General features: G+C 42.9%; 19 protein-coding genes. 12 read left to right on the top strand and 7 right to left on the bottom strand.

Annotated features, from left to right (window positions below; genetic code table 11):
• Positions 1 to 431 precede the first annotated feature (431 nt).
• A complete protein-coding gene (locus tag U5K72_08895; protein MDZ7718919.1) occupies positions 432 to 1,187 on the bottom strand; it encodes a transposase in 756 nt (251 codons plus the stop codon).
• Positions 1,188 to 1,457: 270 nt separating this feature from the next.
• Positions 1,458 to 2,372: a DMT family transporter gene (locus tag U5K72_08890; protein MDZ7718918.1), complete on the bottom strand. Its 915-nt coding sequence runs from the start codon at positions 2,370 to 2,372 to the stop codon at positions 1,458 to 1,460.
• A gap of 290 nt (positions 2,373 to 2,662) precedes the next feature.
• On the opposite strand from U5K72_08890, the gene U5K72_08885 reads away from it, so the two are divergent.
• Positions 2,663 to 2,968 carry a hypothetical protein gene (locus tag U5K72_08885; protein MDZ7718917.1) on the top strand — a complete coding sequence of 102 codons (306 nt, stop codon included), beginning with the start codon at positions 2,663 to 2,665 and terminating at the stop codon, positions 2,966 to 2,968.
• A gap of 152 nt (positions 2,969 to 3,120) precedes the next feature.
• Complete coding sequence (locus tag U5K72_08880) at positions 3,121 to 3,471, top strand: DoxX family protein (protein MDZ7718916.1); 351 nt, start codon at positions 3,121 to 3,123, stop codon at positions 3,469 to 3,471.
• A gap of 7 nt (positions 3,472 to 3,478) precedes the next feature.
• Here the strand turns inward: U5K72_08880 and U5K72_08875 are convergent, their stop codons facing one another.
• Positions 3,479 to 3,841, bottom strand: a complete 363-nt coding sequence (locus U5K72_08875; GenBank protein MDZ7718915.1) for a DoxX family protein — start codon at positions 3,839 to 3,841, stop codon at positions 3,479 to 3,481.
• Positions 3,842 to 4,151: 310 nt separating this feature from the next.
• On the opposite strand from U5K72_08875, the gene U5K72_08870 reads away from it, so the two are divergent.
• The 4 genes from U5K72_08870 to U5K72_08855 all read left to right on the top strand — a co-directional run bounded on the left by U5K72_08870 (position 4,152) and on the right by U5K72_08855 (position 8,543).
• The gene (locus U5K72_08870; GenBank protein ID MDZ7718914.1) at positions 4,152 to 4,772 is read left to right on the top strand and encodes a class I SAM-dependent methyltransferase; all 621 of its coding nucleotides are present in this window, start codon (positions 4,152 to 4,154) and stop codon (positions 4,770 to 4,772) included.
• Positions 4,773 to 4,880: 108 nt separating this feature from the next.
• Positions 4,881 to 7,586, top strand: a complete 2,706-nt coding sequence (locus U5K72_08865; GenBank protein ID MDZ7718913.1) for a cation-transporting P-type ATPase — start codon at positions 4,881 to 4,883, stop codon at positions 7,584 to 7,586.
• A 174-nt stretch (positions 7,587 to 7,760) separates the two neighbouring features.
• Positions 7,761 to 7,940 carry a hypothetical protein gene (locus tag U5K72_08860; protein MDZ7718912.1) on the top strand — a complete coding sequence of 60 codons (180 nt, stop codon included), beginning with the start codon at positions 7,761 to 7,763 and terminating at the stop codon, positions 7,938 to 7,940.
• Positions 7,941 to 8,108: 168 nt separating this feature from the next.
• The gene (locus U5K72_08855) at positions 8,109 to 8,543 is read left to right on the top strand and encodes a hypothetical protein (protein ID MDZ7718911.1); all 435 of its coding nucleotides are present in this window, start codon (positions 8,109 to 8,111) and stop codon (positions 8,541 to 8,543) included.
• 71 nt (positions 8,544 to 8,614) lie between these two features.
• Here U5K72_08855 and U5K72_08850 read toward each other — a convergent pair whose 3' ends face one another.
• The gene (locus U5K72_08850; GenBank protein ID MDZ7718910.1) at positions 8,615 to 9,223 is read right to left on the bottom strand and encodes a lysozyme; all 609 of its coding nucleotides are present in this window, start codon (positions 9,221 to 9,223) and stop codon (positions 8,615 to 8,617) included.
• A gap of 172 nt (positions 9,224 to 9,395) precedes the next feature.
• On the bottom strand, positions 9,396 to 10,367 hold the full coding sequence (locus U5K72_08845) for a sugar phosphate isomerase/epimerase (protein ID MDZ7718909.1): 972 nt from the start codon (positions 10,365 to 10,367) through the stop codon (positions 9,396 to 9,398).
• Between the two features lie 441 nt (positions 10,368 to 10,808).
• Between U5K72_08845 and U5K72_08840 the strand changes: the two genes are divergently transcribed.
• The 4 genes from U5K72_08840 (at position 10,809) to dgcA (ending at position 13,954) form a co-directional block, all read left to right on the top strand.
• Positions 10,809 to 11,423 (top strand): HXXEE domain-containing protein, encoded by a 615-nt coding sequence (locus U5K72_08840; protein ID MDZ7718908.1) that lies wholly within the window; start codon positions 10,809 to 10,811, stop codon positions 11,421 to 11,423.
• 105 nt (positions 11,424 to 11,528) lie between these two features.
• Positions 11,529 to 11,921, top strand: a complete 393-nt coding sequence (locus tag U5K72_08835; protein ID MDZ7718907.1) for a hypothetical protein — start codon at positions 11,529 to 11,531, stop codon at positions 11,919 to 11,921.
• Between the two features lie 55 nt (positions 11,922 to 11,976).
• Positions 11,977 to 12,978: an N-acetyltransferase DgcN gene (dgcN, locus tag U5K72_08830; GenBank protein MDZ7718906.1), complete on the top strand. Its 1,002-nt coding sequence runs from the start codon at positions 11,977 to 11,979 to the stop codon at positions 12,976 to 12,978.
• A 1-nt stretch (position 12,979) separates the two neighbouring features.
• On the top strand, positions 12,980 to 13,954 hold the full coding sequence (gene dgcA / locus U5K72_08825; GenBank protein ID MDZ7718905.1) for an N-acetyl-D-Glu racemase DgcA: 975 nt from the start codon (positions 12,980 to 12,982) through the stop codon (positions 13,952 to 13,954).
• 402 nt (positions 13,955 to 14,356) lie between these two features.
• On the opposite strand, the gene U5K72_08820 is transcribed toward dgcA, so the two are convergent.
• Positions 14,357 to 14,755, bottom strand: coding sequence for a type II toxin-antitoxin system VapC family toxin (locus U5K72_08820; GenBank protein MDZ7718904.1), 399 nt, complete (start codon positions 14,753 to 14,755; stop codon positions 14,357 to 14,359).
• A 501-nt stretch (positions 14,756 to 15,256) separates the two neighbouring features.
• Between U5K72_08820 and U5K72_08815 the strand changes: the two genes are divergently transcribed.
• On the top strand, positions 15,257 to 15,574 hold the full coding sequence (locus U5K72_08815) for a type II toxin-antitoxin system RelE/ParE family toxin (GenBank protein ID MDZ7718903.1): 318 nt from the start codon (positions 15,257 to 15,259) through the stop codon (positions 15,572 to 15,574).
• The gene (gene nadS / locus U5K72_08810; protein MDZ7718902.1) at positions 15,571 to 15,858 is read left to right on the top strand and encodes a NadS family protein; all 288 of its coding nucleotides are present in this window, start codon (positions 15,571 to 15,573) and stop codon (positions 15,856 to 15,858) included. Before U5K72_08815 ends, nadS begins: the two co-directional genes overlap by 4 nt.
• Before the next feature lie 128 nt (positions 15,859 to 15,986).
• Here nadS and U5K72_08805 read toward each other — a convergent pair whose 3' ends face one another.
• Positions 15,987 to 16,361, bottom strand: coding sequence for a hypothetical protein (locus tag U5K72_08805; GenBank protein MDZ7718901.1), 375 nt, complete (start codon positions 16,359 to 16,361; stop codon positions 15,987 to 15,989).
• Between the last annotated feature and the right edge of the window lie 67 nt (positions 16,362 to 16,428).

Here is a 16,428-nt window from a genome sequence, read left to right as displayed (position 1 = left end):
ACCCCATATTTATAATTTAAAGTTATTATAAGTTTTATGTCCTTTTGTCTTGATACAAAAGAACGAAAAAATCAAGGCTGTGAATAGTTGGCGGCGGACACAAGTTCACCGTGGAATCCTTTCAATGGTCCATCACGCTTTCAGTCCTTAAATTTCGCTCCTCACCGGTATGAAAGGATTCGTCTCACGGTTCACTCGTTGTCCTTTCTCCCGCCAACTATTCAAGGCCTATTAGACTCCGATAATTACTATTTCAACTTAAAGAAAATTATAAATATCTGATTACATTCATCTTAGCTATCTGTTTGTGATGGTTAAACCGCGTATTAATGAGGACAGTTCTCGCGTCATCTGTGCGATTCTTTTCTTTATTTTTGGCTTTCCTCCTTCCCATTCATCAACCTGTAATAATACTATCTTGAATGCGCTTCTTATTTACAATGACCCGTTGCCGCCAGCAGAGCATTCTTGTAAGGCGAATCGGCCCCATGCAGATAGTTCTGTCCCATACGATGATCGCTCTTCAGGTGCCCTATGATTGGTTCGATCCCGGCTCGCTTGCGAAATCTGCGTCGCATTCGCCGTTTGTGATTTTCATCGACTGTTCTTCCCGGCGGGTCTGGAGTGGTCACCACAACCCCTTCCACCTGTTTGGTTCCTCGCCCGCCGCGGTCAAAAATAATCTCGGAAGGTTTTTCCAACTCCAGCCGGTCCATGGTCTCCAGCAGCGGGGCAATCGTTTTTGAATCGTTCGGATTTCCTTCGTAAGCCCCCACCGACAACACAATTCGGCGAGTGGGGTGCACGATGATTCCTACTTTGTTGCCAAATTCGTATTTCTTGTGAGCTTTGCCCTTGGCAATACAAGTAGTAAAGGGTTTATGCAGACTGTAAATTTTGTCTTTATCGCTACGCTGTTGGGTAATCGCCTGCCAGCCCACCTCCATAAACTCCTGATAGTCCTGCTGGCGCCCCTCGGGCAGGTTTCGCTCCAGCTCCCGTAGCAATCGCCCTGCAATGGTCCGCAACTTTCGTTGGGCTTTTTTAGCCTTCTTGGCCCGCCGGGGATGATGTCCAAAGTAGGAATCCCGCAACAACTGTTTGCTCACCCGCACATAGGACTGGCGTTGGGGCAGTCCCTCGCCTTTGACAATACGGTTGCACCCCTCAATCACTTTTTTAGCCAATTTCCCGTCGGTGGGAAAAGTGGTGTTGTTTTCCTGTACAGTGGTATCTGAGGTGGCGATGGCAGTTTGGGCAGATTTTCCATGAATCTGAACCGAATGAGCACATTTACAATGACCTGTTTTGCCGGTTGACTTAAAAAAGTGACTTTTCCCATGAGAGATCCCTGGTGAAGCGCCTGGAGCATGCAATTACTGAGGCTCAGGAAGACAGGCAAATTGAAAGCCCTTCAAATGTTACCATGATTTTTTTACAGAAATGCCCTGCCCCCATCACAAATTATTTTTTACACTTCTTGTCTTTTGAATATTGAACTGGGTTAAGAGAACGCCCGCAAATACAATAACAAGGCCCGCAATATCCATCAACCGGACGGTATCACCGAATGCCATCCATGCCATAACCATGGTCACAGGTGGGCCAAGATAAAAAAGACTTGCTACCTGCGTAGCTTCTATTCGTTCGATCAAAAGCCACATCAATGTGTACGCTCCCAGTGAAACTGCAACAATGAGCCAAATCATTGTATAGATAAAAACAGGTTCCCACTCTGTATATAATTGTTCAGCATAGATAGCGGGTAATGCCAATACTGCCGTTGTTGCCAAACTTTGATAGAAGAGTGTTTGGTCGATCGGCAATTTAGTGGTTGCATAGTTTATCTCCATTCGCCGTTGTACCAGGCTTGCTGATGTCATTCCAACTACAGATCCCAGTGGTATCAGGTAACCAAACACAGATTGATAGCTTTCAAAATCGATACGAAAGGCCACCGTCAGCAACACGCCTGCGAATCCCAGTATTAAGCCTGTCCACTGATAGATATTGGTTCCTTCACCGGTTACGACCCCGGAAAATGCTCCTGTAGCCAAAGGCTGAAGTGCCACGACCAAGGCCACAATACCCGCCGGAACCTCATTGTCAAGTGCAAACAGTACACAAGTTAACCAAACACCGTGAGCCAGCACGCCAATAAACATGTTGGTAGCCGCCACCTTCCAACCAACCCATCGGAGTCGTTTTCTTACCATCAAGTAACCGGCAAGCAGTAATGTCAACGCCAGGTATCGCCAAAAGACCAAGGTAAAAGGCCCGGTGAAGGGAAGACCATACTCAGCCCCAATAAATCCTGAATTCCAAAGGAGAACGAATCCCGCTGCTATTACAACTGTGTACTTGTTTGTCATACCTGTTTAATACCTTGCTGATCCTGTTAAGATAGCGCCCTTAATCACAAACTGTTATCCAATTGATCTATTTGTCCTTTTTTAGATAAAAGAAGGCTTTGCAAAACCGTGGTTATTGGTCAATCTGAACTCGATTCAGATTCTCCATTCGTTTTTATAGCCTGTATCTGGAGATCCTGAATCAAGTTCAGGATGACGGGCAAAGTTTTGCAAAGCCCTCTTTTAGATAAAAACCAAAACTATTGCTTTTAAAAGAAAATTTATAGTTGTAAATATCAGGAACAACATAAATGAAAAGACAAGGAGTTGATATGAGTAAAAGAGATGAATACATCGAAAAACTTACCGAAAAACTAAAAGAATGGGATGCTGAACTTGATAAACTTGAGGCTAAGGCAAACCAGTCGAAAAGTGAAGCAAAAACCGATCTGAAAAAACAAATGAATGAGATTAGAGAGAGAAAAGCGGAAGTTTCAAATCAGATGCAATCTTTAAAAGAGGCTTCTGATGATGCATGGAAAGATCTAAAAGATGGTATAGATGAAAGCTGGAATGCATTGGCAAATGCCCTTGATAAAGCTAAATCACACTTTTAATCAATTTCACGACTTTTATGGAAGTGAACGATAATTGTAATGAGAGGCTTCTATTGTTGTTTAATTGCACGGTAGCATAAACATTGCTCTAAATTTTTGGAGCTTTGTAAAAAATATTCCATAGCTATCAAAACATTTTAACATCCACATATTTGCCCGCTATATTTCAATTTGTCGTAATTTTAAATGCTCTGTTTTTCCTGTTCTATGGGTTTCAGTCTCTAAATTCGCAGGTGATGATTGATGAGTTTAAACGATTTGGCATGACTGATAAAATGCGTCAGCTTACAGGAATTTTGCAAATTTCAGGTTCAGCCGGACTGTTTGCAGGTTTTATGTTTTCTTATGCAGGATTTTTGGCCGCAGCCGGTTTTACTATCATGATGATTGTGGCGTTCATCATTCGCATAAAAATAAAAGACAGCTTCATTCAATCTCTGCCGTCTCTATTTTTTATGCTGGTCAACACATGGTTGACAATCAGTTTTTACAACCTGTTGTAACAATACTTTAGAGCAGGGCTATAGCAAGAGAAAGAACCAGGAAAGTAAAAGCCGGGAGAGATTTCTTAAAAGGGTCTCCGATTTTTACGTGCATGGATACGGCTCCAAGCATTAAAATTGCTATTCCATAAGCAGCAATCGCTTCAAACTGTGCATAGAATATGGAGACTAAAAGAAGAAGGGCAAGAACAACTTTAACTGATCCAACCAACCACATAAACCATACCGGAAGTCCATAAGCTTTGAACTCCTCAACAATATTATCTGCATCACCTCCTCTCCAGGCTGTAGATTTTTTCGAACGGACAAGCCATACATTGAGAATACTTAAACCAACAATAAGTTTAAGTGCTATAATAATATATTCCATAATCAAACTCTTTAGTTTTAATTTTCAGTTATCTACTATTTAAAATGCTCACAAAATCTCACGAAAGAAAACTTTTTCATTAAACAAACGAATCTGTTGATCTTTTTTCGCATGATAGATCTATGAAATTAAGCAATTTCCCGTTTAAAGCGATGCACTTTGTTCATCTATTATTGGCAATAAATAACTTTTCTTTGCTGTGTACCAACCGGATAAACACATTAAAAAGTTCCGGCTGAAAAAATGATTTTGAGTACATACTTGTTTTTCAAGTGATGATATATCAAAAAAATTAAAATACTTTTTACTTATGTCGCGATTCGATGAAGAAGCTAAAACGTGGGACACGCCCGAAAGCCAGGAACGGGCAGAGCAGATTGCGTCTGCTATTCGCTCTGAGGTAACACTTTCTAAAAACATGACAGCCTTTGAGTACGGCTGCGGAACTGGCCAACTTAGTTTTGAGCTTCGAGATCATTTGAAATCAATCACACTGGCAGATAATTCCAGCGGGATGCTGGACGTACTAAAGGATAAGATTGAAAAGAATTCAGCTACTACTATGAAACCGGTTCAGATGGATCTGACCAGAGATCCGCTGCCGGATCAACGTTTTGATCTTGTTTATACAGCAATGACCCTTCATCACATTCCTGATACAGACGAAATCCTCAAAAAATTCAATCAACTTTTGAACCCCGGCGGAATACTCTGCATTGCAGATCTCGATAAAGAGGATGGTTCATTTCACGGCCATGAGGTAGATGATGTTCATAAAGGATTTGAACGAGAAGAGCTGAAAAACCGGGCAGAAAAGCTTGGTTTTTCAAACATAACATTTACCACGGCTTATCAAATGGAGAGGGAAATTGACGATGAGGGGACCACCAAAATGTTTCCCATTTTCCTGATGAAGGCCCGGAAATTGTAAAATTCAATTTTTAGTTATCACAGGGCTGTTTAGAAAGTCCCGTCTTTAGTACTTTACTGTTTCAGCCTGCATATAACCTAAACACCGGGTGTTCTCACAATCAAACAGATGAAACTGAATCAGCAGCAAAGCTACTTTACAAAATCAGTAGAAGAAACATTAGAAGAACTTGAAAGTGATGTTGAATCCGGCCTTCCAAAAAAACTATATCACGAGAGAATAGAAAAACAGGGTCCCAACCGCCTTCGGGAGACAAAAAAACGAAGCAGATTAAAAATTCTGATTGATCAGTTTAAAAGCATTGTGATTCTGGTACTTCTCATCGCTGCAATTCTTGCTTTTGCTTTGCAGCACCTTTCAGAAGGCATTGCCGTCCTCGCCGTTCTGTTGGTGAATACGCTCATCGGGTTTTTTACAGAATTAAAAGCAACCCGTTCTATGGAATCCCTGAGACAGATTCAAAGGGATAAGATCCGTGTGCGCCGTGACGGAACCGAGGAGGAGGTAGATACCGAAAGCCTTGTTCCGGGAGATATCATTGTTCTTGAGAGCGGAGATCTTGTACCCGCTGACGTTCGGATCATTGAATCGAATAATCTCCAGGTCAATGAATCAGCGCTTACCGGAGAATCTGTGCCTGTCCAAAAAAAGACAGAGCCAGTTGATTCTGACAGTGTTCTCGCAGAGCAATCTTGCAAAGCGTTTAAAGGAACCGTTGTTACGGATGGGTCGGGCCTCGGGGTTGTGACGGGGACGGGTATGAGTACGGAACTTGGCCGTATCTCCGAACTTGCAGAGAGTGCGGAAAAAGAGGCTACGCCACTTCAACAAAAACTGGACGATCTCGGAAAAAGACTCGCGTGGATTACGATTGGTATAGCTGTTTTAATTGCAGTTGTGGGGCTCATTGTGGGACAGGATACACGAATTATGATTGAAACCGCTATCGCCCTGGGTGTCGCTGCCATTCCTGAGGGGTTGCCGATTGTAACTACGATTGCACTTGCAAGGGGCATGTATCTGCTTGCTGAGAAAAATGCCCTCATTAATAAATTACAGGCGGTGGAAACCCTGGGAGCAACCGGAATTATTTTTACCGATAAAACCGGCACGCTTACAGAAAACAACATGACCGTTCATACGATTGCATCACCCGCCGGTGATTTCAGGCTGAATAATGACCATGAACAAAATACGGATTCCGGTCGATATCAGGATAACCAGCTTTTAAAACGGATTATAGAGGTTGGGGTTTTGTGCAATAATGCATCTGTTTTGGATGAAGACAACGATCAGATTCCCGAAGAGGAACAGGGAGACCCCACCGAAACCGCCCTTTTACGGGCAGGCCTGTTGATGGATATGAATCGTAAAGAATTGGTTGAGGAGAAAAATGAGATCCGTGAGGTGGCATTCAGCTCAGATACGATGATGATGGCTACCTATCATCAAAAAAACGGAGCTATTGAAGTAGCCGTAAAGGGAGCTCCTGAAAAACTACTTGACGCCTGTACAACCATATCCGGCAATGAACCTGATACGAAAAATCCATTTACCGAAGAGGAGAAAAAGAGATGGCTGGAGCGATCTGAAGAACTTGCAGAAAACGGACTTCGCCTTTTAGCAGTAGCTGATAAAATAACAGAAGATAAAAATGAAGAACCTTACAAAGATCTGCATTTTTTAGGCCTCATCGGGTTGCTTGATCCGGCACGTGAGGATGTAGAACCTGCAATCAGCGAATGTAAATCTGCCGGAATTCGCGTAATTATGGTAACGGGCGACCAGGCTCCGACAGCATCAGCCATAGCTAAAGATACAGGGATTACAGATGAGGACAATCCGGCTGTTGTACACGGAAAAGATTTAAAAGACCCTGAAAAATTACCAGACCGGGAGCGTCGCCAAATGGTAGAAACCAATATTTTTGCCCGTGTCAGCCCGACTCAAAAATTGCATCTTATCAAAATGATGCAGCAAGAGGGCAGTGTTGTGGCAATGACGGGTGATGGTATCAACGATACCCCTGCCCTGAAAAAAGCAGATATCGGAGTCGCTATGGGAAAACGCGGTACGGATGCGGCACGACAAATATCAGACATGGTACTTCTGGATGATGCCTTTAAAACAATTGTTTCTGCTGTACGCTATGGGCGTATTATATTTGAAAATATCAGAAAATCGGTAATGTTTATGCTTTGTACCAACGTGGCCGAGGTGCTTGCGGTAACCATCGCCACGATTATCGGTGGATTTTATTTTTTCCCGCTTCCCCTTCTTCCCCTTCAAATTCTCTATCTGAATGTAATTACCGATGTGTTTCCTGCCCTGGCTCTTGGTATGGGTAGTGGAGAGCCCGGTATTATGAAGAATAAACCGCGCCCCAAAGAGGAATCTGTACTAACGCAAAGCCACTGGCTGGCAATCGCGGGATGGTCGTTTATCATTTCTGCTTCCGTACTCATTGCACTTGCTCTGGCCGTCTATGAGCTTGGGTTTGAACAGGAACAAGCGGTTACCATCTCTTTTCTCACCCTTGCCTTTGGAAAACTTTGGTTTGTTTACAATTTACGTGGAGCCGGTACACGTTTTTTATCCAACGAAATTACAAAAAACCGGTATGTTGCCGGTTCAATTCTGCTCTGTATTGTCTTACTCCTTGCAGCCGTTTATCTGCCGGGTCTATCTGATGTGCTTAAAACCCGTGATCCTGGTCAGTCTGGTTGGCTTCTTTTACTTGGAATGAGTCTTCTTCCATTTGTGATCGGACAGGGAATCAGAGCCTTTCAAAAAAGCCCGGAACCAACAAACTGAAAGGTTTAATACCCGACATCACACATTTTCTGATAGAAAATCAGCACACCTTCCCTTTTTATACGCAGAAAAGTGAACTGTAAACTGTTTTCAATTTGATTATTGTATCCCAATTTTCGCTGGTTTTTTCTGATTGGATATACTCAAATAACTAACTGTAGTTACGTAATAACTATGCTGTTAAGTAGGCATGTTTATCTGGTGATGTGGTCTATCATCTCCTATATTCACTTTATACGAGTCCGTGTTTCGTTCAATCTTCTCGAAAAGTGGCAAATCAATTACCTGCCGGTTTATGCAGCTTGGGCGGCATTTGTTGTGATTTTGATTCCACCCCTGTTTGGATATGCCTGAAACATTTTTTGAATAGTGGCTTGGCGGGGTTTATCCGACTGCTCCGCTAACAGATAGCATTGGATTTTGTTATTATCATTTTTTGATACACATTCTTAAGTGTTGAAAGGTAAGTGGATACTGTATCAGTCACAGGAATTTTATCACATCAAATAATTGGGAGAACCCATGAATGATAAGGATGCACTTTTGGAAAAAATTAAATCAAAACGAGGAGAGGTTTCTGATTATTTAAAAAAGAATGAGCCGCAGCACTCCCGCTATATCACCACCTCTATTGTGGCCGGGGCTTTGGCTGCTGCGTTGACGGCAGGACCCGGAGTAGGCGGTACCGGTTTTATTGAATCTGCAAAGGGTGTGATCTCATTCGGCATCCCGGTTTGGCAGGTACTCTGTTTGGTCGCTACCCTATTGTCTATGTCGGCAGTTATCGCTAACGGTTTGTTAAAAGCCCGTGATTTAACCTCAAAAATCACACAGGTCCGCGGCTGCGATGCCAAACTCGAGGGGCTTGAAATTATGCTCGATATGGAGCAGATCGACTTGAAACAAGCAACGTCGCTGTATACTCAATATCTGACGGAGATTCCGCATATCAGGTAATTGATTTCTGATTGGCAATCAATATTTAATAGAATCCCTAATAAATTACAATTTTATGGATTGTTTTAGATTCAATCCACCTTCAAAAACAACTCCCTTTCCTTCTCCCGGCGGTTGACAAGGGCTTCATTTACCTGGCCGTTTACTTTATTCCACATCAGAATGGCATCTGCGGCTTCCTCCCACTCTTGTTCATTTACTTTTCGGAGTACGGTGGACTCGGCAAATCCGCCCGGACCGATGTTATACGTTAAACACACCATTGCGCTGAATTCGTTTTCAGAGACGTCTGCTTCAACCATTCGGCTCACACTCTCCTCGAATGCCGTGAGATCTTCTCGCAGAAATTGTTCAGCTTCGGCCTCGGTAATCGTCATACCCTCCGTTACCCCATGGCTGCGCCCATACCCAATGTACCAATTTCCACGTTGATCAGAATAGGCCTCAAGGCTCAAACCCACGGATTCTTTAATGATCCCAATACACTCATCATTGGTCCTAAACTCTTCTGCCGGTTGTCTGACAACTTTTTCTGATGTTTCAGGTATACTTCTTTCAACCGGCCTGTATGTTTCAACCCTTACAGGTTCTGAAGGTTCAGACGATTCTGTGTTTTTTGAACTGCTGCAAGCGGTTATCAAACAACAGATGCCGATTAGTACGCAAGCTAATTTATTCATGTTGACTCCCCTATTTATCTTTTTGTCAATTTGATGCTTCAGCAATCGATGCTAAATCAATCCATTGATTTTAATGTAGTTAATTGCTCGTAAAAGTGCTTGCAGGCAGAAAAAAAGTGTAAAACGGATTTCTAATCCTTGGACAAGAGGGTCCCCTTTTAAATCAATTCACTCACTCAACACCCGCCATCGCATCGGCTAAAACGTTATATGTCCGATCATAACTCTCTGCCAAAATCGTCTCTGCATCCATCGAATCCCAATATTCACGGTTAAACAGTTCAACCGAGAAACCACCCCGAAAACCAGCATTGTATAGTTTGGGAATAACTTCATTATATGGACAAATTCCCTCGCCGGGGAAAACACGATCGGCATCTGTTAGTTGATCACGCGACGGATTAGCCGGGTAATCGTTCATATGCATCACCGGTAATTTTCCTGCATTCACAAGATTCACCGTATCCCAGTCGTTTCCTCCCCGGTATACATGGTAAAAATCTAACAGTACCGTGGCATCAGGATGGCCGGACCCAATCGCAATATGGATGCAATCCGATACTTTGTGCAACGCTCCGGTTCCCCACACTTCCAAAATGGGAGTAACACCGGTTTCTTCACCCAGTTCAAGAATTGTGTTGTAGCGTTCAGCATAATCCTCAAGCTTAGTTCCATCGATTGAGTCGATACCCTGAACCGGTGCGGCAATGTACTCTCCTCCCATTGCTGCAATCATCTCCATATCACTCCGAAGCAGACTCAAAGCCTCAGCCCGGGTTTCGGCGTCATCACTGATCCATTCCGAAAAACCGATCATATTTTCAAGCAGAAGATCATTCGAATCAAGCAGATCCCGCAATTCCTCAGGAGTTCCGCCCGCATCGATGTAACTTCGAATATCTCGAACCCACATCTCTATACCCTCAAAACCGGCACCTGCAACCAGCTTAATCTGTTCATCTGCCGGTAACTGGTAGGCTTGTAGTGTGGAGGTGTTCATACTGATTCGAAAGGGTAAATTGTGAGTTTTTCTAAAAGCTCTATCCCTTTTACTTTTTGATAAACCAAACCCGGTTGCAGCTCCCAAAACAGCAAGCCCGCTGTTCCGAATCATCTGCCTGCGCGAAATGTTGTTTTTTGACATAAATTAACCCATTTTTTGTTGCTTTAAATGATGAGCAGATAAATAAAAAAATCCTAAGTAAAAATCAGAGTCTTTTGCTTCCTTTTTTTATACTAATCCTGACTGAATATCTACATTTACAAAATTGATTAACTTTTAAACTCACTCCCCGTAATACTGCACATTACAAAGACCGATCAAATAACAGTTGGTAGTCACGGTATTTTTCATACATTAGGGGTGTTAACGCTCATGCATTTCATCTGTTTTTATTACACATATGGCTTATTTTTACGGCTTTCTACAATTATCAATAAACCTGATAATTGAAAGTAAATCTAAAGGCAACCCTGGGGATTCTATTTTCATTATAACTCAAATAATTTTTACTCCCTTAAGATGTATGTCTTTAATACAAAATGAATGTTTAGGCAGAAGTTGGGAACGCCTTAAAATAGATCTATGCAAGTACTAAGAAATCATTGGTTTGATCTTGGCTGTATCCTGGCTGTCGTTGCATTGGGGCATCTGTATGTTAACTTTAATGAGTTTACTTATTACAGGATTGTTCTCTATATAAATCTGATTTCATTATTTCTGCATCACTTTGAAGAGTATAGAATTATCGGCACATATCCGGAAATGATAAATAAAGTGCTTTTTAAAAGTGAGCTTCCCGACCGGTTTCCTCTGAATCCTCAAATAGCTCTTCTTACAAATGTTGGAATTGGTTGGGTATCGTACCTGGGAGCGGTAATTTTTGCTGAATCTGCCGTTTGGCTTGGGATTGCTGCTATCATAATATCATTTGGCAATTTTATCACACACACATTCCTTTTTAACATTAAGGCAAGATCAATCTTTAATGCCGGGATGATTACAGGCATTCTGCAATTTTTACCCGTCAGTGCTGTCTTTTTTTGGATTGTCATCGATCAAAACCTCGGATCATCCCTGGATTACCTGATTGGTATTCCGCTCGGTGTATTACTGTTTTATACAGGTGAACTAAAAATGATAGATTGGTTGAAAGACAGAGACACTGATTATATTTTCCCGGAGAGAAATCTATATTAGTTTATTGCGGATTCTATGAAATAAAATACGCAGAGAATGAATCCCATAACTTTTACTTGCCGGTCCACGCTTTCAACTCCGGGATCTCAGATCTTCAATAAAATAATGGACCTTAACAGCTGGAGCTCCTTCGATGGATATGGCCCACTTCCCGGAATTCAAAGAGCGGTATTTGAAGTGGAAACTTCAGAGATTGAGGGAACAGTCATCCGCGCTTATAATACCGATGGTTCTACGCATAAAGAGAAAATTGTTACCTGGCAGCCACCGGATTCTTTCACAATCAAACTTTACGATTTTCCCTCTCCTTTATGCTACTTATCCTCTCATTTTATTGAACAATGGGAATTTAGAAAAAGGGACGATACTGAAATCGTGAATCGCTCATTGGAGCTTTATCCAAATAATATTATCGTAAAACCATTGGTTTGGGGAATCTCTAAATTCTTTATAAAAGCAATCTCTCGGCATCTTGAGAAGATTGCAAATGGGAAATAATTCTATTTATTGCTATCATTTAAAGTTTTAGTCACGTAAAGAATCTATTTAATCTATGCTCAAAACACCCTACCTCCTCTTTCTCGGAGATGCCCACGACCAACTTGCTGCCAAAGTAGCCAAAGGAATCTGTGACTGGCGTCCGGAATACGCCGTGGGACAACTGCGCCTTCCCGGCTGCAAGGCCGATGTTGGATTGCCTGATATGACACTTGAAGAAGCCCGCAAAGCCGGAGCCAAAACAATGGTAATTGGAGTTGCCAATCGCGGCGGTGTGATCTCTGAAACATGGAAAGATCTGATGGTCCAGGCCCTCGAAAATGGATTTGATCTTGCCTCCGGGCTTCACAACCGGCTTCGGGATAATCCGCATCTTGCAGACGCAGCGGCACGTCATGGACAGGAACTGTTTGATGTTCGCATTCCCCAGCATCAATACCCAATTGCCACGGGGGAGAAACGATCCGGCAAACGCTGCCTGACCGTTGGAACCGATTGTTCGGTTGGAAAAATGTACACTACGCTGGCTTTAGAAAAGGAGATGAAAGAACGCGAAATGAATGTTGATTTTCGTGCCACGGGTCAGTCGGGAATTTTAATTACCGGTGAAGGAGTTCCGGTGGATGCCGTAGTTGCCGATTTTATGGCCGGAGCGGCTGAATGGCTCACGCCTGATAACGATCCCGACCACTGGGACCTGATTGAAGGCCAGGGTTCGCTGTTTCATGTCTCCTTTTCCGGTGTAACCATGGCGCTCATGCATGGCGGTCAGCCCGATGCGTTGGTCATCTGCCACGAACCGACCCGAACTCATATGCGCGGCATTCCAAATTTTGCACTTCCCACACTTGAAGAAGTTCGCGACCTTTCCCTGAAAATTGCCCGGGTGGTAAATCCGGATTGCAAAGTTGTGGGAATTGCGGTGAACACTTCCGCCTTAAATGAAAATGAGGCCAAAAACTACCTGGCTAATGTAGAGGAACAGATGGGACTGCCGACCGTTGATCCCTATCGACAAGGAGCCGCCCGACTTGTGGATGCACTTGAAGAGATTTAACATGAGTGATTTCAGGATTGATATTCGATCTGAATCGTTTCCACTGGCAGAAGTCTTTACCATCGCACGCGGATCGAAAACCGAAGCCGATGTTCTGTTGGTTGAGATTTCGAAAGATGGGATCACCGGGCGGGGTGAAAGCGTGCCCTACTCCCGGTATGATGAAACGATGGAGAGTGTAAAAGCACAAATTGAATCTCTTCCACCTGAATTTGACCGACTTTCATTACAAGATCTACTTCCAGCCGGAGCGGCCCGAAACGCAGTCGATTGTGCTCTTTGGGATCTGGAGGCAAAGATTCAGAACAAACGAGTGTGGGAACTGGCCGGACTCCCAAAACCGGGACCTGAAATTACCGCCTACACTCTTTCACTGGATTCTCCTGAGCGAATGAAAGCTGCTGCGGCAAAACATGCTCATCGACCGCTGTTGAAAATTAAGCTGGGAACTCCCGATGATATGCCGCGCCTTGAAGCCGTCCGCGCCGGAGCTCCCGAATCAGAAATCATCGTGGATGCCAACGAGGGATGGACGGCTGACGTTTACCAGGAATTAGCACCTCACCTATTGAGGCTTGGAGTTACGATGGTGGAGCAGCCGCTGCCTGCCAATCAGGATGAACTGCTTGAAGAGATTGAACGACCGTTACCGGTTTGTGCGGATGAATCCTGTCACGACCGGAAAAGCCTTCCGAAGCTAAAAGGCCGATACGATATGGTCAACATCAAACTGGATAAAACCGGCGGACTCACCGAAGCACTGGCATTAAAAAAACAGGCCATTTCGGAAGGGTACGACATTATGGTTGGATGCATGGTCGGCACTTCCTTAGCGATGGCACCAGCGGTTTTATTAGCCCAGGGAGCGACTGTTACAGATCTTGATGGTCCCCTACTTTTAGCGAAAGATCGTGAACATTCTCTGAAGTTTGATGAAGATGGAGTTCATCCTCCCGAACCGGAGCTTTGGGGGTGATGGAATCTTTCGAAACGCTTGAAAAAACGAGAGGATGGGAGTTGGAAGTATGTATACGATTGAGCTGGTTTGAGACGATTCGGTCATTCAAATACTTGTGAAAATATCCTGGGTCTGTCGAGATTGTAATAGTTATTGAAATGGACAACGTTCATCGAGTTCATCGAGGATGTATTGGCCGAACTAAAATCTTTCTCGGCTCTCTCGCACCGCTTCATTCAGTTCATCTAAACTTATTTCTGTTGAAACTCCGGCTATATCCAAAGGTGATTTTTTTTCTTCAACCGGCTTTATAACAAACGTTTGTCCGTCCCTGCGTTTAATCTGAACTTGTCCTTCCTGACGGGCATCATCAAGTAACTTAGCTAAGTCTTTGTCGGGCTTGAGAATACGTATACACCTTCATTGGGAAACCTCTAATATATTTAATTCTAATTTCTCTCCAATTTTCTTCAGGTGATTGTCTAAACTCAGCAGCGGAGACCGGTATTGTCGGGCACAATCAAGAACATAGGCATCATAAGCATATATATTATGATTATACGCTATTTTGGTTGCCTCATTTAGTCTGAGTTTTGTTCTTCTGATTGGTATATCGTCAAATTGCACCAAGACCTGTTGAGCTTCTTTCAATGACAATCGTCCTCGTTTGAACATTGCGGAAAGTGCATTTCCAACTTCTGCATCTAAGCTAAAGGGTGCCTGCAAGTCACACTCCTGAGTTGCTTTAATTATGGATTGTTTATGTTTCTCATTGAGAAGTACAGAAAGTAATGCAGATGTATCAATCGTAATAATCATACCTTAAAGTAACAATTGTACAAGTCAGATAACAACTTTTTAAATCTCTATGTCTAAACCGTTCATTAAGAGGTCAAAACCCACCTATTCTTTGCAGCTCTTCGTTTTAAAACTCTCCGAAATATTAATCCAGGAACTATAGTCGGTTACATACCTGCGGCCGTTACAACATATATCTCAAATCCAAAACTGGCGCAAGTATTAAATCCGGTATTTGAATGTAAACATTGGAATCATGTAGGGTTTGTCTTGCTGCAAGAATTATTCTACCATCCGTGAATCAAGGATGTTATTTTTTATTAATAGGAAGGGGCACAAGTGACGCTTCGCTTAACACTTGCGCCAGTGAAGAAATCTCATTAAAAAATGTTCAATAAATTTTTTTTGAACGATATTATTTGTCTATCCAATTCTAACATTTCGAAACAACTTCACAATTCATTCATCAGTTGCAATTTATACGTCATTGACGTACTTTTCTCGAAAACAAGATGTTACTGAATGGAGTTCTTTGAAACCTCTGTTTTTACGAAACTGATTCAAAAGTTGATTTCAGATGAAGAATACCATCTGCTTCAATTGCAGTTATCCATTCGACCAAAATCTGGTAATGTCATTAAAGGAAGCGGTGGAATCCGAAAGATAAGATGGTCTGGATCAGGACGTGGAAAACGAGGTGGCATCCGGGTGATTTACTATTACTTCACCGAGGATAAAAAAATTTATATGCTCTATGCATATCCAAAGAGCAAAAAGGACGATCTCACTGCAGATCAATTGAAGCAACTGAAACAACTGGTTGAGGAACAGCTATCATGAATGATGAAATGTTTAATGAATTACTCGAAAGTGTCAAACAAGCCGGGGACATTCGAAAGAGCAAACGTAAACCGTCCAGGCACACTGTGATTGAAGAGCCTGATGTTGCAGCGATCCGGGAAAAGTACGATATGACCCAAAAGGAGTTTTCTATGCTACTTGGAATCAGTGTAGGCACCCTCCGAAATTGGGAACAAGGCAGGCGAAAGCCTCAGGGACCGGCGAAAGTGCTTTTGAAGATTGCAGAAAAGAGACCCAAAGCAATTTTGGACTCTTTATCGTAAACTTATCGTCAAATAGCCAGCGGCTCAAACGGACGAGTTTGCACTTTGTGACTTTGGAACATTGTTCGCCTCGCCATTTAACCGCCAGACCGTTATACAATGTCTTTTCAAATAACTCCGTAAACACATCACTCAATAATATCTTTCCGCAAACTCAATAAAGAACGGCCATACATTTCGCGATCGAACAGTTCAACAATTTCTGCCCTTCTCTCCTGCCAGTCTGAATCAGTTCGTACCTCAGTTCCATCTTCAAACTCTAAAAGTGTCGGCAATGTGTATTCCTGAACCTTCGACTCATCCGAGTTTGCAGCATTCGGGGCGTTGGGATCTCCCGATGGGCCGGGACGCAGTTCAGTGATGCCCAGTTGTTCCATTGTCTGTTGATGATCCAAACGGCTCAAAGTGTTAATACTGTCTCTCTCCTCTTCAGACAGAAATTGTCCCGAAGATATTAGTGGAAGAGAAGTAACTGCAATAATGAAAAAAATGATTTTTTTCATAGTGTGGTAGAGTTTTGTTATGAAAATCAAGTGATGGCGCGAGCGTCCCACACGTGCTTACAAAAGA

This window comes from Balneolaceae bacterium (genome assembly GCA_034521495.1).
Classification (GTDB): domain Bacteria; phylum Bacteroidota; class Rhodothermia; order Balneolales; family Balneolaceae; genus Rhodohalobacter.
This window is presented reverse-complemented; position numbering and strand designations above follow the sequence as displayed.